Origin of the sequence: Sinorhizobium fredii NGR234 (assembly GCF_000018545.1) — a bacterium.
In the GTDB taxonomy this organism is placed as follows: Bacteria; Pseudomonadota; Alphaproteobacteria; order Rhizobiales; family Rhizobiaceae; genus Sinorhizobium; species Sinorhizobium fredii_A.
In genome coordinates this window covers 986,611-1,003,902 of the sequence record NC_012586.1, presented here as the reverse complement: position 1 = coordinate 1,003,902, position 17,292 = coordinate 986,611, and the positions used below count along the sequence as shown (strand labels likewise).

The 17,292-nt window shown below is 60.1% G+C and carries 19 protein-coding genes; 5 read left to right on the top strand and 14 right to left on the bottom strand.

Going from position 1 to position 17,292, the window contains the following annotated elements; translation table 11 throughout:
• The first annotated feature begins 221 nt into the window (after nucleotides 1-221).
• A complete protein-coding gene (locus NGR_RS04935; RefSeq protein WP_015887138.1) occupies nucleotides 222-1,412 on the top strand; it encodes a DUF1173 domain-containing protein in 1,191 nt (396 codons plus the stop codon).
• A gap of 304 nt (nucleotides 1,413-1,716) precedes the next feature.
• Here the strand turns inward: NGR_RS04935 and NGR_RS04930 are convergent, their stop codons facing one another.
• The 14 genes from NGR_RS04930 to NGR_RS32980 all read right to left on the bottom strand — a co-directional run bounded on the left by NGR_RS04930 (nucleotide 1,717) and on the right by NGR_RS32980 (nucleotide 13,679).
• On the bottom strand, nucleotides 1,717-2,907 hold the full coding sequence (locus tag NGR_RS04930; RefSeq protein ID WP_015887137.1) for a hypothetical protein: 1,191 nt from the start codon (nucleotides 2,905-2,907) through the stop codon (nucleotides 1,717-1,719).
• Between the two features lie 758 nt (nucleotides 2,908-3,665).
• Nucleotides 3,666-4,661: a P-type DNA transfer ATPase VirB11 gene (gene virB11 / locus NGR_RS04925; RefSeq protein ID WP_015887135.1), complete on the bottom strand. Its 996-nt coding sequence runs from the start codon at nucleotides 4,659-4,661 to the stop codon at nucleotides 3,666-3,668.
• Nucleotides 4,662-4,674: 13 nt separating this feature from the next.
• The gene (virB10, locus tag NGR_RS04920; protein ID WP_015887134.1) at nucleotides 4,675-5,841 is read right to left on the bottom strand and encodes a type IV secretion system protein VirB10; all 1,167 of its coding nucleotides are present in this window, start codon (nucleotides 5,839-5,841) and stop codon (nucleotides 4,675-4,677) included.
• The gene (virB9, locus tag NGR_RS04915; protein WP_015887133.1) at nucleotides 5,838-6,680 is read right to left on the bottom strand and encodes a P-type conjugative transfer protein VirB9; all 843 of its coding nucleotides are present in this window, start codon (nucleotides 6,678-6,680) and stop codon (nucleotides 5,838-5,840) included. The genes virB10 and virB9 overlap by 4 nt, the downstream gene beginning before the upstream one ends.
• Before the next feature lie 23 nt (nucleotides 6,681-6,703).
• Nucleotides 6,704-7,375, bottom strand: a complete 672-nt coding sequence (locus NGR_RS04910) for a virB8 family protein (protein WP_015887132.1) — start codon at nucleotides 7,373-7,375, stop codon at nucleotides 6,704-6,706.
• 3 nt (nucleotides 7,376-7,378) lie between these two features.
• On the bottom strand, nucleotides 7,379-7,708 hold the full coding sequence (locus NGR_RS04905) for a VirB7 type IV secretion related protein (protein WP_015887131.1): 330 nt from the start codon (nucleotides 7,706-7,708) through the stop codon (nucleotides 7,379-7,381).
• A complete protein-coding gene (locus tag NGR_RS04900) occupies nucleotides 7,708-8,622 on the bottom strand; it encodes a type IV secretion system protein (protein WP_015887130.1) in 915 nt (304 codons plus the stop codon). The genes NGR_RS04905 and NGR_RS04900 overlap by 1 nt, the downstream gene beginning before the upstream one ends.
• Nucleotides 8,623-8,626: 4 nt before the next feature.
• Entirely contained in the window at nucleotides 8,627-8,860 is a 234-nt protein-coding gene (locus NGR_RS04895; RefSeq protein WP_015887129.1) for an EexN family lipoprotein, read from the bottom strand.
• Nucleotides 8,857-9,552: a P-type DNA transfer protein VirB5 gene (virB5, locus tag NGR_RS04890; RefSeq protein ID WP_015887128.1), complete on the bottom strand. Its 696-nt coding sequence runs from the start codon at nucleotides 9,550-9,552 to the stop codon at nucleotides 8,857-8,859. The genes NGR_RS04895 and virB5 overlap by 4 nt, the downstream gene beginning before the upstream one ends.
• A complete protein-coding gene (locus NGR_RS04885) occupies nucleotides 9,552-11,927 on the bottom strand; it encodes a VirB4 family type IV secretion/conjugal transfer ATPase (protein WP_193377876.1) in 2,376 nt (791 codons plus the stop codon). Before NGR_RS04885 ends, virB5 begins: the two co-directional genes overlap by 1 nt.
• Nucleotides 11,902-12,240 carry a type IV secretion system protein VirB3 gene (locus tag NGR_RS04880; protein WP_015887126.1) on the bottom strand — a complete coding sequence of 113 codons (339 nt, stop codon included), beginning with the start codon at nucleotides 12,238-12,240 and terminating at the stop codon, nucleotides 11,902-11,904. The genes NGR_RS04885 and NGR_RS04880 overlap by 26 nt, the downstream gene beginning before the upstream one ends.
• 4 nt (nucleotides 12,241-12,244) lie before the next feature.
• The gene (locus tag NGR_RS04875; RefSeq protein ID WP_015887125.1) at nucleotides 12,245-12,547 is read right to left on the bottom strand and encodes a TrbC/VirB2 family protein; all 303 of its coding nucleotides are present in this window, start codon (nucleotides 12,545-12,547) and stop codon (nucleotides 12,245-12,247) included.
• On the bottom strand, nucleotides 12,544-13,158 hold the full coding sequence (locus tag NGR_RS04870; protein ID WP_015887124.1) for a transglycosylase SLT domain-containing protein: 615 nt from the start codon (nucleotides 13,156-13,158) through the stop codon (nucleotides 12,544-12,546). Before NGR_RS04870 ends, NGR_RS04875 begins: the two co-directional genes overlap by 4 nt.
• Complete coding sequence (locus NGR_RS32980) at nucleotides 13,158-13,679, bottom strand: hypothetical protein (RefSeq protein ID WP_015887123.1); 522 nt, start codon at nucleotides 13,677-13,679, stop codon at nucleotides 13,158-13,160. The genes NGR_RS04870 and NGR_RS32980 overlap by 1 nt, the downstream gene beginning before the upstream one ends.
• Before the next feature lie 89 nt (nucleotides 13,680-13,768).
• Between NGR_RS32980 and NGR_RS04865 the strand changes: the two genes are divergently transcribed.
• The 4 genes from NGR_RS04865 to NGR_RS04850 all read left to right on the top strand — a co-directional run bounded on the left by NGR_RS04865 (nucleotide 13,769) and on the right by NGR_RS04850 (nucleotide 16,692).
• Nucleotides 13,769-14,146 (top strand): MarR family transcriptional regulator, encoded by a 378-nt coding sequence (locus tag NGR_RS04865; RefSeq protein ID WP_015887122.1) that lies wholly within the window; start codon nucleotides 13,769-13,771, stop codon nucleotides 14,144-14,146.
• Between the two features lie 144 nt (nucleotides 14,147-14,290).
• Nucleotides 14,291-14,650 carry a hypothetical protein gene (locus tag NGR_RS04860; RefSeq protein WP_015887121.1) on the top strand — a complete coding sequence of 120 codons (360 nt, stop codon included), beginning with the start codon at nucleotides 14,291-14,293 and terminating at the stop codon, nucleotides 14,648-14,650.
• Between the two features lie 219 nt (nucleotides 14,651-14,869).
• Nucleotides 14,870-15,112: a hypothetical protein gene (locus NGR_RS04855; RefSeq protein ID WP_015887120.1), complete on the top strand. Its 243-nt coding sequence runs from the start codon at nucleotides 14,870-14,872 to the stop codon at nucleotides 15,110-15,112.
• A gap of 221 nt (nucleotides 15,113-15,333) precedes the next feature.
• Nucleotides 15,334-16,692, top strand: coding sequence for an IS5-like element ISRsp18 family transposase (locus NGR_RS04850; RefSeq protein ID WP_015887115.1), 1,359 nt, complete (start codon nucleotides 15,334-15,336; stop codon nucleotides 16,690-16,692).
• Nucleotides 16,693-17,292 lie beyond the last annotated feature (600 nt).

Genomic DNA, 17,292 nt, shown 5'->3' with positions numbered 1-17,292 from the left:
GGCGAGAGCGATTGACCCCGGAAGCCCTCTCGCCTCGTTGAGCCCAACCGTGTCCGCCCCGCTCCCGCCTTCCGTCCCACGCTCTGTCCTACGTCCGTTAGCGCTGCTCCTCGCTTGATTGACTACCTTATTTGAGATAGTTTAAATTTCCAAGTTTCGTGCAAGGGCGTCGTTGAAACGCTGATGAATGGAAGGTCCGGGCAGCGGTGAGGGCTGAAGCGATGCGGCAATTCACGATCGGAGATCGCACGTTTGATGAGGAAGCAGTGGGGCTCCAAACGATCTTGCAGCACGCATACGAGCGGAAACTGCGGCCGCATTGCCGATGCCGCCAGCCGGCAGTGCCGATGTATATTGCGCGAGTGGATGGCCTTTATCTCGTCAAACGGATGCCGCTCTCCGGGCGAGACCATGATCCCGGCTGCCCTTCCTATGAACCTCCCTATGAGCTTTCCGGGCTCGGACCATTGATCGGCAACGCGATCCAGATCGACGAGAAGACCGGCTCGGCAATGTTGAAGCTCGATTTTTCGCTGTCGAAGCGAGGAAGCCGTTCAGCGCACGCAACATCATCGGAAAACGCAGATGTGGTTCGCAACGAGGCGAAGAAGCTGTCGCTGAGAGCTGTGCTGCATTATCTCTGGGATATGGGCGAGCTTACGGAATGGACGTCGCTCTGGTCGGGCAAGCGTGGTTGGGGCCGGGTTCGAAGCAGCCTCATGAATGCCGCGAGGCAGATGACTGTGCGCAGCGGTGCACTCGGTGACATCTTGTTCGTACCGGAGGTCTTCCACGCGGGCGACAGGAAAGCAATTGCGGCGAGAAGAGCCGCGGCGCTCGCGCCGATCCAGGGTGCCGGGACCGGGCCTCGACGACTGATGATCACGGTCGCCGAGGTCAAGGAGTTTGCGTCGTCACGCAGCGGGCAGAAGATTGTTGTCCGGCATCTTCCCTTTCCTTTCATGATCGAGGACAGCGCCTGGAAGCAACTGAATTCCCGGTATGTGGCAGAATTGGAGCTGTGGCGGTCGAACCAGGCGTTCCATTTGATCGCGATTGCCACTTTCCAAATTTCCGATACGGGCATCGCGTCGATCGAGGAGATTGCCATGATGGTGGTGAACGAGAACTGGGTTCCCTTCGAGTCCATCCACGAACAGCGCCTTCTGGGGTGCCTGTCCGAACTCCGGCGCAAGAGCATCAAAGGGTTGCGTTTCAACCTGCCCCGCCACCAGCCGATCGCCTCCGTGACTTTACCAGAACCTCGACCGACCCCGGTCGCGATGTACATCGTTCCGGCGGGCACTGATCGGGACTACGAGCAGGCGCTTGCAGAGATGATCGAGGCGAGGCCAGAAATGACACCGTGGATCTGGCGCGTTGCCGATGGGGACATGCCGACACTGCCCTGATGCCTTTGAACGGCGACAACTGTTTCGGCCAGCGCTCGACGTCGGAGCGACACGTCGGTTTCGGACTTCGTTCGCGAGCCCGTCATTCTCGACCCGCGTCGGCAGTCCATGGAGTAGCCATCCGGTCGGAACACGCCCCGGCGTTCGCTTGTCGAGATATCGTCAAGGCAAGACGGCCGCGGACGCGTCTCGAATCTTGAGCGGAACAAGGCTCGCTCCTCTCCTTGTTGAATGTGCATGACAGAAACGGGTAAACCGCGGGTCGCTCCAAGGACCTTGCGCAGGCGATCCGTGGAAAACGCGATCAGGCAGCCCCTTCCAGGAGTTTCCTGGCCTTGGCTTCCAGGTCAAGGCGGGTGTCCTGGTGGAATTTCGTGCGGGCGAGCGCCGTGATGCCTTGGACGAAATCGAAAATCGATTCCGGCGGCCGTCCTTCTTCGGACAGGACCGTATCGATGATTTTGCCGGTTTCGCTTCTCGAAAAGCCGCGCCGACGCAGAAAGGCGCCCCGGTCCTCATCACTACGGGCGACAATGCGCTCCCGTGCCGCCCGGATGCCGGCGATGAAGGGTGCCGGCGAGGAGTTGGCAAAACGCATCAGCGCGGGGGCCGCTTCGTGGGCAAAGCGCTCAGCGGCGAATTTGGAATGCCGGATGGTAATTTCCTCAAAATTTTCGACGCCCCACAGATTGCGATTTTGGCAGACCGCCCGCAGATAGAAGGAGGCTATGCCGAGGCTCTTCGATCCGACCTCACTGTTCCAGCAATAAAAACCTCGGAAGTAAAGGTCCGGCTCTCCGTTCGCCAAGCGGCCGGCCTCGATCGGATGGGTGTCATCGACGAGAAACAGGAAGACGTCGCGGTCGCTGGCATAAAGCGTCGTCGTTTCCTTGGTGATGTCCACAAGCGGATTGTGCGTCATCGTCGCCCAATCAAGCACGCCCGGGACCTTCCAGATCGTGTCGCCTGTGCCATTGCCTGCGATGTTCATGACGGCGGCGACGAGTTCATGATCCCAAATGCGCCCGTAGTCCGGCCCGGTGACGGCGCGAAGCTCGACATCGCCGTGATCGGTTTCGAGCGTTTTCACGAGATCGGCACGATTGCTGACGAGGCCGTGTTGCAGATTGATCCCTGCCAGCGGTGCCGGAAGCTGACGCATGTAGGTCGCCGGCGCGCCGACAAGACTGCACAGCTGGCCGAAGCTCCAGTGGGTCGGGGCAAGGGGTCTATCTTGGCCGGGAACCACCAGCGAAAGACGTTCGGCGTTATCACGGGCGGCTTCGACGCGGATCGCGCGGCTTTCGACGGTACGAGCATGGGCACCGTCTGCGCGTGACTTTACGGCGTCATGCAACGCGCCGAGCGACAGGTAGCGCTGGTCGTCCGGACGAAGGAACCACTCGGACGAGACGCGGCCGACACGCTCGCCGCGCGAGATATCGACCCGGAAGCCAGCCGAGACAGGACGCGCATTCTGAGGAAGGATATTCATGTTTCAATCTCCGATAATAACGTGCCCGACCGATCGCTTTTGCGTGGCGGGCTCGATGAAACGGAAGGGCCCGGCTGCTACACCGGGCCTCGCGACAATTGTGGATGCTGTTTGAGGGGCTTTATGGCGAGCTGCAGAACGCCGCTGCACCCGACGGAAAGACTTTAATCTGGCGATGCCCCGCCGACGTCTTTCGCCTTGGGGAACCCCGGCGGCTCGGTCGGATCCAGCGCATTATCATCGATCGAGGCGGCCATATCTTGAGGGTGGCCAATGGTAATTTCGGCCTGGTTGCAAAATTGCTCGAAGCGTGGTCGCCAGCCGGCAGGCAGAGCGGCCCGGGGAGCCAACCGGTGCCATCGAGCAGGCGCTCGGCCAGAGCCATGTCGGGCTCCTTGAGATGGTCGATCGATTGCGTTGCCTCGTCTCCCTTCACATCGCGAACCGCCTCCAGAATCCGCGCCTCCGAGCTTATTGAAGGGTGTGTCGCATGCGGCGCTTAAGCGGGCTTTCTCAGTGGCTTGAGCCATGTCGTTTCTCCGTTACGGACCGCCCGGAGCCTCTCTCCGATCCTCTGAATCCGTCACGAATCCCCCTCCCTCCTCTCCCTCTCGAACCGCCCGCTTGCTATCCTCTCCGGCGCGGCTGCCGCCTGCCGACAGGTCGCAGCGGCCAGAGTGCATGCATAAGACGAAGATCGGGCTGACGAGCATATTGCCGGAACCCGAAGCAGCATGATGATTTCTCCTCACCCCCGTTCAGCACTTCGCATCGAAGTAGATCTCGGTCACGTGGAACCGCCCGTGGATCCGCTTGCATTGAACGACGACGTCGATCGCAATTCTCAGGAGGCTCATGATATCTTGCCGCTCCAGGTCCTTGCCGCCGTCGGATTCCTTTACGAGAAGCGTCAGCTGTTCGAACGCCAGCTTGGTGGAATCGGCATGCACCGTCGTGATCGATCCCGGGTGCCCGGAGTTGACGTTGCGGATGAAATAGAAGGCCGTTCCATCGCGCAGTTCCTGCAGGAGAATGCGATCCGGGCGCATCCGCAGGCAGGACTCCAGGAGTTCTTTCGCGCCGATTTTCGCGACCCCCTGTCCGTCTTTTGAATAGAACAACCTGACGTGATTTGGCTGCGGAATTACGAGCTCCGGCGTGTCCTCGATCGAGAGGATGCGCTCGTGGTCAGGGATATACCGGATGAGGGCCTTGGAAAGTGTCGTTTTGCCCGACCCCGTTGCCCCGGAAATTATGATGTTCTTGCGTGCAAGAACCGCCTTGCGCAGAAATTCCGTGTAGGCTCCGGCCTTGTGAAGCTCAAGGAGCCCGTGATCCGATGACTGGAGTTCGTCGCCTCCGGGCGTCGTCTGCGAAAATAGTCCCTGCCTCTCGAGATCCTCGAGGCTGACCGCCACAGAAGCCGGTTTGCGAATGGTTATGCTGACGGTACCTTTGCTGGTGGCAGGCGGAATGACGATCTGGATGCGCTCCTCGTCGGGCAAGGTGGCGGAGAGGATGGGACGCTGGTCATCGATCGCCTGGTTCGAATAGGTGGCAACGGCACGGGCCAATCTGATCAGCTTCTCGAAGGTCAGTTCGGGTGCACCATGCCTCACCCATCCGCCGGCGCCTTCTGTCAGCACTTCGCGCGGCCGGTTCACCACGACTTCATAGAGCGAATCGTCTTGGAGAAAGCTCGAGAGCGGCGAAAGCAGCTCACGCACGACACCTGCGTCAGGCGCCTCCGCCATTGCTTTCTTCCCTCTATTTCCCAGCCAGCGCCGGTCGCCGGCCGAAATCCCCGAGCACGGCCCGGCCGCGGATCCTGTTCACAGGCTCGATCACGCGAAGGCTGTAGACGCCGGAAAAATCGAGGTCGCGCGCCACGAAGATCGAGACGAGTTCACCCTGATGCTTGTTCAACGTCGGCGGTATGTTGATCGACTGCTCAACGGCAATCGCCGCGGCCCGCTGGCCGGCTGACGTCGTGTCTTGCGCGTCCACATTGCTTTCATCGAGGCGGCGACCGACATATGAGGAGGCATCCCCGACGATCGAAAGCAGAAGGGCGCTGCCAAACCGCTCCCACCAGTGGCTATCGACATGGCCGTCCATGCCGACGCGGCCGAGCGCATCCGTCGCGGGCGAGGCGAGGGTTATGATGACGCCCGCCGGCGTTTTCGCCCGGCGCCAGAGAACGAACAGCCGTTCCTGGCCGCGCTTCAGCCCACCGCGATATTCGCCCACCACCTGAGTGCCCTTCTCCATGAGCACGACCCTGCCATTGTCGGAAAGCACATCGCGATTGATGACGCAGCTGGCAAAGCCTGGCTGATCGGATGCAAGCGCCGTTTCCATGACGCAAGGTATTGATGTCCCCATGGCCACGACGAAGTCCCGATTTCCGAGCGTCCCGGCGCGCGATCCTTCGAGCGGAGTTGGCCTCATCAGCCTGTTGAAGCGCTGGTCCTCGTCTTCATCCGGTGTGTTGAAACCGCCTCCGGCTGCTTGGATAGGCAGATAGTCCGACCGATTATCAGCCGTCGTGTCGCCGCGACCGGCCGCTGCCGTCTGATGTCCACCGAAGGCAATGACCGGTGCCCGGCGCGCAGAGTCGAGTAGCGGATCGTCGTTTAGAGCTGCAGGTTCGGTGGCGACAGGCGTTGGCAACTTCACTTCCGGCACAGGCTCGGCAACCTTGGGCACCTCCTTCACGGGCTCAAAACTCCTGGTCTGGCGGATTGGCAGCGGAGATTGGCTCGGCTCGGCCTGCCGCTCCTGGTCCCGCATCGACCAGAGCGCGAACCCGATGAAGGCGACCATCGCCATTGTGACGACTCCACGCTTTACCAATGGGTTCCCGTCCTGCCGGCGACCGGACACCGTCTCGGCGCGCTCCCCCGGGATCGTGTGCTCAATCCCCTCGTTCATTGCGCCCTCTCGTCATGGCTCGGCGACCCCTCCGTAACGATGCGCTCGACCGACGGAGAGGTCGTGTTGGTGCCCGGATCGATGCCCGCCCGGCTATAGGCTTCGTTGAAGATGCAAAGCACCTCTCTTCCGCTTCTAAGGACGAACTTCCGGCTGATCTGATGGACGAGCACGAGATCGCCATCGATTGATTTCGGCACGAGTTTGTCGGTGCCATCAGGATTTTCCACGTAGACCGCCGGTATCTCGCTGCTGCCGGAGAAGACGAAGGTCGTTATCTTGCCGTTGTCGTAGACAGCCTGCGGCTCGAGAACGGCCGAGCCCTGTGCGGAATAACGCCAGTTGCGGGGACCGTATGCTTCATGAAGCGCCAGCACGTGATCGGCCTCCTTCGCCTCAGCCGCGATCGCACGCGCGGCCGCGGCCTGGCGCCGACGTTCGGCTTCGTCGGCGGGATAGCGGTACTTGACGTAGAAGTAGGTGTTTTGACCCACGTCCACCTTTCCATCCCGCACGGTCAGTTCCATCTGGTAGCTTCGGGTCGATCCATCGCGCCGGGTGGTTACGACAGAGATATTGGTGACCGGCTGGTTTTCCCGCGGCTTGAGAAACAGGATGTTGCCCGCCGGCGCGACCTCCCACGCCACGCTGTTGCCGAGCGCGACATGGGCGATCTCTTCGTCGGCCGCGAACTCCACCTCAACCGAGGAGCGCAGCGAGCCGATGATACGGGTGATGTTATAAGGCTGGTAGTCGACAAAACGGACCCGGCTATCCTGCGACGCGCCGCGAGGGATGTCGAGCGCGACGGCAGGCGATGCGAGAGCTGCGCTCAACATGCATGCGGTGACAAGGCGGTATTTCAATTGATCGTCTCCGGATCTGCCCTGTACTCGCTGATCGCGAAGCCAAGCGGATTGACCAGACGGTCGGTCGCATTCATCGGGGCGTTGACATAGTCGAAGGTGAGCGTTGCCACCCAATGGGTGGTTAGAACCTCCTCGCCGCGCGTCACGGTTCGAATGTACCGGACGGAGGCGACCTGGCGGTTGATCAGCGAGATCGAGGCTATTGCGATCTTCGACGTGGCGCTGCGCCCGTATATGTTCTGGGGCGAACCCGGATTGCTGCCGCGGTAGGCTGCGGCAAAGCGCGACTGCTCGGCCTCGCTCGACAGGAGCGCGACGGTGCGAAAGTTTTCCTCCGCCTCGCTCCAGACATAGCCTTCACGGCCGCGCACATATTTGGCGGCGAAGTATTTGGTGACGGCCTCGTCATAGGTCCCCTGCGCCGAGTCCAGTGCCGAGACGACGTCGACGATGCCGGTTGAATTATCGACCCGGATGACGAAGGGTTCGATCGTCTTTAGCGGTATCAGGGCAACCACGGCAAAGATCGAGGCAGCAGCAAGGATGCCGGCGATCATTGCCGCGAACCAGGCGATGCGCACGGAGCGTTCGGCCATGATCATCCGGTCCTGATCGAAACGGCGCGCCTTGTCGAAATAGCTCTTGAGACTGTCGGCCGTGACCATCGCCTACCCCGCGCAAGAAAGGTAGGAGCCCATCAAATCGAAGTTCGATTGCGGGTCCGCCGGCCCCTCCTCGGCATAGGACGATCTCAGGCTTGCCGGCTCCGTGGGCGTCAGACCTGAGTGGGGACCCTTGAGGACGTCGTCCTGCTGCCATTGCCACATCGAACGATTGAGCGGCCGCCGGGAATACCCGTCACACTTGGGCAGAGGCTGCGAAAGCGTCGTGCATCCGCTGACGGTCGATGCGACGCATAAGAAGAGCGCAATGCGGATCATGATGATGTTGCCCTTGCTATCATTTGCGAAAAAGCCCGTCGTCAGGCCGTTGCGCATCAAATCTCGCGGCCGGCGGCGCGAACGATGCGGCCAACAGCACGAGCCGCACGTGACGCGCGCCTGGCAATGGTGCTCTCCTCGGCATCTCTGGCCGCGCTGTAGCCATAGGTGAGCGATGCTCCGCCCGCAGCGAGCGCGGAAGCGATGCCGGGAAGCTGATAAAAGACGTAGAGTGCTGCGAGGCAGATGGCGCAGAGCGCCGCTGGCCGCATAAGCAGGTCGCTATAGGCTTCGATCGCTGTGAATGTCGTATCGATTGAGTTGAGGAGGAGCGATCCGATTGCGACGACAAGAACCTGCAGGATCACGAAGTTTGCCACCTGGCCGATCCACGCCTCGGTGAATCGCCTTGTCGATTGGAACATGGCAAGCGCGATGAAGATCGGGCCGATCGCAAGGACGATCGCCAGCGCCAGCCTTGCATAAAGGGAAACGACATAGCCGATCGCGGCAACGACGAAGCTTGCTGCAATGACGAACATGCCGCCAATGCCGGTAACGATGTCGACCGGCCACGACGCACGAGCCCAGATCTCCTTGGCGCATTTCTGCCCCTTGTCGAGAAGACCGTCGAAGGTGGAAGCGCTGGGTGCTGCTCCCAAGTTCAAGGCCTGTGAGATTTCCCTGGGAAGCGTCTCGAAAAAGACGCTGCTGACATAGGCCTGGTAGTCGCCGGCATTCCTCACCAGAACGAGGATGATTGCCAGCCTCATCGCACGGAATGCGAAGTCCATGATCGGTTCGCTCACCGATCCTCGGATGACGAGAAAGCCGTAAAGCACGACGTAAAGGGTCAGCGCCGCGGTCAGCGGGCCCGTAACCCAGTCGGCGATATTCGACGTCCCCGAGGCTATGAAATTTTCCAGCGGGGCCTGGAATTGCCTGTCGACGAAGGCGAAGACCTGATACATGCCCTTATCCTCCGAGCGCCTTTCCGATGCGTCCGAGCCGAGCCTTGAAGTCTGCCGCTTCGGCGTTCTGGCAATTCGGCGTGTTGCTGAGCTCGCCCGGATTGTTGCGGCATTTACCGATTATCCCGGCAAGCAGCGATTGGTCGGCCACGAGTTCCTCGACGGTATAGATCCGTTCGGCTTCGCTTGAGCAGCCGGCCATGGAAAGAAGCGAGATGCAGATCCAGAAGGGTCTCATTGAAGTGCTGCTCCTATGGTATCCATGCGCTTGCGCCAATCTTCGGCCTTGCGCTGTTCATCGACCTGGATCTCAGCCTGCTGGATCATGCGAAGCGCTTGCATCCTGAGCAGGTCGTTCTGAAGAAAGGCGGTTTCTGCCTGGAGGCGCGCCTGAAGATCGGCGATGTCCTTGGCATCGGCGGCCGAGGAAATCTGTTGGCGCAATTCGTCGATCCCATCGATGCGCTTCGTGGCCGTGTCGTAGATCTGCTGACCGAGGCTCAACTGCCCGGCGTTAATGTTCTGGAGACGCGAAAGCTCCTCAGCATAGAAATCGTTGGCGCTCGTCTGGTAGGTCGAATTCTCCTCGAGGAATTTTGCCTGGGAGCCACCCAGGGCGCCTGCGCCGGACCCGCGAAATAGATCCGCAACTTGCCCAAAATCGGCGGGCAATGCCTGACGGATCGTGGGATCGTTAAGGAGGTTCGCCACGTCGGCCATATTCGTGAGCTTGTTCAGCGAGCCGTAAAGCCTTTGTGCCTGGTCAAGCTGTTGCCTCAGCGTGTCGAGCTGCGACTTCAGCTCAGCAATGCTTTCGATCTGCTTGGCGATCGCGGTCTGATCGATCACAGGTATGCCTTGTCCAGCGGCAGGGGCGGCAAGAAGGAGAAAGGCGGCAAGTGCCGCATGAAGCTTATCGGGCGGGACCATCAACTTTTTCTCCTTCGTTCATGGAAGATCGAAATCCAGTCATCTTGACGCACGCCGAGTTCGGTGCGGATCACGTCAGCGAGCTCGATATTCGCTGTCCGGCCGGAAAGGATCGCAAGCTCATCGTCGAAGCCGTTGAGGTTCAATTCGGCGACGACGCTGTTGTGACCCTGCTTGACGAGAAAGCGGCGGCTTTCATTGGAAAGCTCGCGGGCGATGAGAAAAAACTCACGCTCGGTCAGCTTGAAGCCATCGACATAATCGGAGCGGTTGGCGCGCGGGTTCGGCAGGAACACCTGGGTCGGGCACTGTTCGATGATTGTGTGGGCGATCGGCGAGGCGATCGCATCGCGCGGGCTCTGCGTTGCAAAGAGCATCAGCCCGTTCTGTTTGCGAATAGTCTTGAGCTTGTTCTCGGCCAGATCGCGGAATTCCTCGTCGGCGAGCGCCTTCCAGAATTCGTCGACGACGATGATGACGCGACGTCCGTCGATCAGCTCTTCGACGCGGTAGAAGAGATAGCTCATCAGGGGTGTGCGAATTTCCTCGTTGTCGAGAAAGTCGGTCATGTCATAGCCAAGAAAATGTGCGCCGATGCCGATATCGTCGGCGTCATTGTCGAACACCCAGCCGAGCGGCCCTCCCGTCTCCCATCGGCGCAATCGTGCGGCGATCCCTTGCGGCTGGGTATTGTCGAGAAAAGTTCTGAGCGCCCCGATGGTGCGGCGTTCGACCGGCAGGTCGGAAAGCGCATCGATGGCCGCGGCGATGTCGCGCAATTCGACCGTCGAAAGTTCGCGGCTTGCCGAACCGACCAGCTTGCCGACCCAGCGCGTCAGGAACAGCTTGTTCCGCGACGTCGGCTGGAGCGCTTTCAAAGGGGCGCATGCGGTCGGCCTGCCATTCTTCAAGGGCAGATAGGTGCCACCCGCGGCCCTTACGAAGAGATCGGCGCCGCGATCCTTGTCGAAGAACACGATGTCAGGCCCATGTTTCTCCAGCTGGGAGAGCATGAAATTGAGGAGCACGGTCTTGCCGGCACCCGATGGACCGCAGACGAAAGTGTTGCCGAGATCGCCGTAGTGGAAGTTGAAGTAGAACGGCGAGCCGGACGCAGTCTTGAGCATGGCAACGGCCGGCCCCCATTCGTTGCCGTGCTTCTGCCCTGTCGGATAGGAATGGAAGGGAGACAGCGCCGCAAAATTCCGTGTTGTAATGGCGCCCGAGCGGGCGCGATAGCGAAAGTTGCCCGGCAATTGCGCCCACCAGGCCGCCTCCAGCCCAAGATCTTCGCGAGCCACAACGGCGCCGCCGCTCGTGAGATTTGTGCGGGCCCTGGCGAGATTGTCGGTCAATTCCCTGACCGAAGCGGCCAATACGCAAAGCGTCAGGTGATGCTCGCCAAGCACGAAACGATTGGATTCGAGATCGTCCATTGCGGCATCGAGCTCCTCGAGCTGCGAAGCAGCCTTGTCGCCTGCACTGACCATCTGGTTCTGCTTGCGCCCCATGATAGCGCGAGCGTCCGCCTTCGATATGAACGAAAATGATTGCGTGAGGATCAGCTCGAAGGGGGCGGTCAGAACGCCGTCCAGCATGCCGCTCAGGGTCTTTGCCGGGTACTCCTTGAAGCCGAACATACCGGCAAACCGGCTGATGCCTTCATGGCGGATTTCCACCGTCTCGCGGCCGAAAATGACCCGGTCGGAATAGATTGCCGACGATATCCGCCCTTGCGTCAGCGGAACCGGTTCGCGACGACCGCCGACGATCTGATGCAGGACCTCGCTCGGTTCGGAAAACACCAGACCGTTTCGCTCCGCGAGCGACAGGAGGCGCGGTCGAAAGCGTTCAAGACCTGCCGTCACGTCGAAGACCTTGTCGCGCACAAGTTTCAGCGCATCCTGGTCGAGCTCGACGCCGGTCTGCCGCGCTCTCCGCAATCTCGAAAACAGTTTGGTGATTTTCTCCGCCGGATCACGGTTCGGCGACCAGACAAGCGTGAGATAGAGATCATTGCAAAACAAATCCTCCCCCACCATACGCTCGCGGTACCGGGCATCGAGCGAGGTCGAGAACGGGCTTTTGAATACGCCATCCGGATAGTCGTTGTCGCGGCGGCGAATGACATGCGTCCAGATCGACAGGCGCTCGTCGGCGATGTTGCGATAAAGCGTGTTGAGGTCGCGGTGCAGGGCATTGAGATCGAGGACGTCGGCGGTCTCGAACGAAACCCCCTCGAGCGCCAGGACTACCATCAAGGCCCTTGAATCGAGCGCAATCGTCGTCTCATCCACATGGCGAACGTAGGGAATGTAGGTTTCCGGCTCGAGTTCGCGGGAGGCAATCTTAGACAAGGCCGAGATCCCTTTCATCGTAGCGCCGCACGAGCTTCAGCGGCGTCACGGTGGAGCCACCCCAGGCCACCCCGTTTCGCGTGCGGCCTCTGGTTTCGGTCCAGGCGGCCACGATGCGAAACATGTTGTGATCGTGCTTGACGAGGCTGCGGAAACAAAAGTGAAGGACGACGCCGACAAGCGCGTAGGCGATAGATCCCGCGACGATGAAGAGTAGGGTCGTCGCCATGAGGTTGACGCCCATCGCCTCCATAGTCACGCCCGCCACCATCGCGGGTCGTGTGCAGGCAAGGAACAGGGTGTCTTCCTCCAATGAGATTTCTGGCGCCATTGCGTCAAGCACCCGAGATCGTGCTGACAATCTCGGAGGCGCCGAAGATGATGCCGATGCCGAGGACGACGTAAGCGGTCTTGCGCAAGTCGAGATATCCGAACATCCAGGCGATACCGACGATGATGACGGCGATCGTCGCGAGAAGCTTGGCGACATTGCCGGTCAGCATATCGACGATGTTCTGCAGGACGCTTTCAATCCCGCCGGTCGCCTGCGCAAAGGCTGGTTGGACCATGGCGACAGAAACGATGGCTGCCGCCAAGGCGACGCTTGCAATGGAACGGGCGGTCGTCACAGAACTCATCGGTGTTGCTCCTCTTCATCATTTCGAAAGACAAGAACGGACACGCTCCGCCCTGAGGCAAAGACATTCCACGGCCGCTCGTCTGCAGGCTTCGGGAGGACGACGGCATCTTCTACGGGTGTTGCGTCCGCGGAGGTCAGTTTGCCGGAAAGCCTTTCGACTTCACGGCGGACCTGTTCGTCGTATCTGACGATCGCGCCGACCGAAGCATCGCCCCGCCCGAAAAAGGCCTGCAGCATCACGCGGTCCGCTTCTTGCGACGCCCTCCCGGCACGAATGGCCTGCCTGTAGTAGCCGGTCAGCAATGTCGCGGTTGCCTTGAGGTTCAGGCATGGATCGAAGGCGTCGGCGAGAGTGAGACGAAGCCTTGCGAGTTCGCTCGACCCGATAGCGCCAAGACCGAGCTGGACGTCTTGCTGCGCGGCTACAAGGGCTGTTGCGGCTTCGATCGCTTCTGCCTTGGTTGCAGGCTGTTCACCAAGCGGCGCCCCGCTGTTGATCCGGATTGCGAAAGGGTGAAAACCGCTTTCCAGACTGACAACTGCGGCAAGTGTTTCGAGCCCAATCTCCGGAGCGCACTTTTCAGCAAGTTCGACAAAGTCGGCGGCCATCAGTACCACACCCTCTGAGTGCCGATCCCATCTATGGTCAGATCGACATGATGAGGCTTCGAGCGGACGCTGGGTCGTCGGGTCACGTAGCGCCGGCATTGTCGTTGGCCGCCCAGGTGGTACCAGCGGGGCGAAAGCGGGCCGCCGTCCTGATCGTAGTCGCATTCACTGTTTGCGACAGTCTGGGGCGTCGTCGAGACGCAGCTTGCCTCGGCACCGCGGTCACTGGTTCTGGTCGTCAGCCTGAAACCTTCACCACAGGCGTAGGGTTCATATCGCGGCCGGGAAGCGCTGAAGCCGACGCCGTTGCAGGTCGGAAGGCCATGCCCCCTTGCAAGCTCGCGCCAAAGTCGTTGGATCGGGGGCCGGCATGGCGCATACTGCGTCGCTCCGCCCGGGTTTGAAAGGCACAGGATAACCTCGCATCCCCAATCATCCGCCCGCGCAATACCGTCTGAAACGAGGTAAGCTGACGAAGCGCCAATCGTCGAAAGGAATGTCCTGATCAATAGGTTCTTCATGGAGAAAGTCCCCGCGAGCGCCGCCCCAAGTCCCAGCGCCGTTCGATTGTTTCAGCCGATATACAGCCTTATATAACGCAGTTAAAAAAATGACAAGAGCTCTCAATTTGCAGTGGCACAGCCTCGCCTTCTCGGCTTTCATCTTTCACGAAATCGTCGACAATCCACAGGAGGACGAGACACCCCAGTCGCGCCTTAAGCAGATCGGCATGATGAGTGTGCTCTACATCATGCACCAGGGACACCAGCAGCTAACCCTTTCAAATATCGTTGAACTTACCGGCCTGACCCGCACCGGCGTGACGGAAACGATTGATCCCCTGGTTCGGCGCGGGCTATTGACAGAGAAGTTCGTGAAGAATTCGATGGGACGCGGCAAGGCTCGCCAATTCGATATAGCGCCGCAGATCCTGGAGAAGCTTCGAAGCTTTCAGCCGGACTCCAACAGCGAGCCGAGCGAGCGTTAGACGAATCAAAGTCTTTGTTACAAGTGACTTTATTAGCCGCATGGAAGGCTTAATTCCCAAGCTCCTCGCGGATCCGAGGAAGGGTCAGTGCGTCGATCGATATATGGCCTTGCTGGCAAGCGGAAAGAAGTTGGAGGCAGACGATTGGGCAACGATCAGAGCCCGGCTGTGTTTCAGGTTCCGTTGATGGAGGTCGACGACGATTTGCGAGGTCTGCTCCTCGTCGACCGAAAGAGGACAGTGAGGGCAATTGCGGTGCACCTGTTGTTGCGTACGCGGCCCCACCTGCTGTTTCGCCGGGACCAGAATGAAGTAACCCTCGAAGATCTGGTCGACCGGACCGTCGATGCCATCCTGACTGTTCCGGAGAGGGTACTCGGCGATTTCGCTCAGGAAGACGCCGCGCCGCGAGCAGCAGCAACCGACTTCATTGCCCGGACAGTGTTTGAAGCTCTGACCGGCTCCTTCGAGACAGCGCATGCTGATCGGCCCGGCGGGGTCTAATCGGAAGACACACGGTCAAGGGGCTTTTCCGGCTGCGACGCACGAGCCTGGACCGCAATCTCGCGCCGAAAAAACGATCTTCCCCTTCCGCGGGAAATCAATTAGCGTTCAACTCCGCCGACATGAGCGGACCTGTGCTTCCGGACGATGCGATTCAAATCATCGCTATGAGAGCGTCCGGCCACATCCTCTGCGCCGGACTCTTGAAGGAGAGTCCTCATGTCGAAGCTAACGAAGGTGCCCCCTCACCCGTCGAACGAGACGGTCGAGAAAGATGACGTCGCGGCCGCGACGGCGGTGGAACTTGCGATGGAGGTCTATAGCTGCGACGCAAAGACCGCCGCGGCGCATCGCGCGATTGAAGCATGGGTCGAAAAACGCGAGGGCGAATTCACGTTCTGGCTGCATATCTTCAGCAATCTTAAGCCCGACTACGTTCAACGGGCGCCAAGTGCACCATGAGCTGCGCGCCGTGCCCATTGCTGCCTTTCGGAAATTGCCGTAGTCGGCCGTGAAGAACTCGGAAGCCGCTGATTAAACATAGGAATCGAGGGATCTGCAGTTCTTCTATTTGCAGGAAACAGCCGCCGAACGGGCTGTTTCCTTGCAAAATCAGTTTGAGGTTTGCCTGGTTGGCGAAGCGTGATTCACCGGGTTTATCGCGGTGAATCGGAGAGCCAGGAATGGGTAAACCACGCGAACGGCGCCAAACGGGTGAACAGGATTTATTCCGATCCCGGCTCGACCAGATCATCAATATGAAGCACGAACTGGTGCGTCTGGCGCAGGCTATTGACTGGCCGGTGTTGGAAGCCCGCTTTGGGACGGTCTATTCGGACGGAGCGGGCATGCCGCCATTGCCGACACGGCTGATGGCGGGGCTGGCCATTCTGAAGCATACGTTCAACCTGTCGGACGAGGCGCTGTGCGAGCGCTGGGTGGAGAACCCCTATTTTCAGTACCTGTGCGGCGAGGAGTTCTTTCGGCACGAACTATCGTTCGACCGCTCCTCGATGACGCGCTGGCGGCAGCGCATGGGCGAGGAACGGATCGGCGCGCTCTTGCAGGAGAGCCTGGCCGTGGCAGTCAAGACAGGCGCGATGAAGCCGCAGGATACGCGGCAGGTGATCGTCGACACGACCGTTCAACCGAAGAACGTCATGTTCCCGACGGATGCCAAGCTTATTCACCGGGCGCGCGAACGGCTGGTGCGGCTGGCGAAGAAAATGGGGCTCGACCTGCGCCAGACCTATATTCGGGTCGGTAAATTCGCCCTGATCCAGCACCAGCGCTACGCTCATGCGAAGCAATTCAAACGGGCCGGCAAGGCGCTGCGCAAGTTGAAGACCTATCTCGGCCGGACCGTTCGCGACATCGAGCGTCAGATCGCCGGCGACGAACAACTCGACGCGATCTTCAAATGGTCGCTCTATCAGGCAAAAACGGTCATCGCGCAGCGGCAACGTCAGCGTGGCCGCAAGATCTACAGCCTGCATGCCGACGAAGTCGAGTGCATTGGTAAAGGCAAGGCGCACAAGCCCTATGAGTTCGGCGTGAAGGTGTCCGTGGCCACAACACTGAACCGTTCAAAGGGCGGGCAGTTCGCCCTGCACGCGACGGCGCTGCCCGGCAATCCCTACGACGGCCACACGCTCGCGACCGTCATTCCGGATATGGAAAAGATGATCGGCAACGAGCTCTCCCGCATTCTCGCCGATGCTGGATACCGCGGCCATAATGCTCCCGAAAGTCACAAGCTAAGGGTCTTCACCAGCAGCCAGAAGCGCCGCCTCACGCCCGCCATCAAACGCCAGATGCGACGACGATCGGCGGTCGAACCCGTCATTGGACACCTCAAGAGCGAACACAGAATGGACCGGAATTATCTCGCTGGCGAACAGGGGGATGCCGTCAATGCCGTTCTGGCCGCCGCCGGATACAACTTCTCCCTCCTGCTGCGATGGTTCAGGCAACTTTTGTGTCTGTTCGCCGCACTACTCCTCACGTTCCAGAGCCGACCAACGCCGCAGCAAACTGCCTGAAAGCGAGTTCTTCACGATCGACGCCGTAGTCGAGGGCTTCAACGGCGGATTGTTGAGCAAACAAAACGAGAGAAATCGGCAAGCGATGAAAATGCTCGGTAACCCGCTGCCAACGCGGCGGGATGCCAAGCGAGGATACCGCCCCTGCCGGCGCATATCTGGAAAGAGGTGCGCGATGTCTTCTCCGATGCCAATTCGGCTGCAGGTGCGACCGGCTGCCGAGCGCGCGTTTACAAGCCACAATCGCTCTCCTTCGAAGTCCCGGTCCCAATCTCACCGAACGGCGGAAGGATGCGCTGCCATCTCACGTGGGGGAATGCGAACAGGGATCAATCCAGTGATCCTGAAGACCAATTTCATTGCAGGGCTAATCAGGGCAGCAAACGAAGTCGACCAATTGTCGCACTCACGGGGGAAGGTGACCTCGACACGATAATTTTTGGGGTAGTGAGCGCCCACTAAAAAGAGCGTACCAGGCGCAGGCGCTTTAGCGCCGAAGCCCGTTCGCGCGCAGCTTGACCGGTTAAAAGGGCAGCCGCAGGAGGGTTAGCGTGAGCGCCGCCCGAAGGGGAAACCCGGGACCGACTGCCCCCAAGCTGC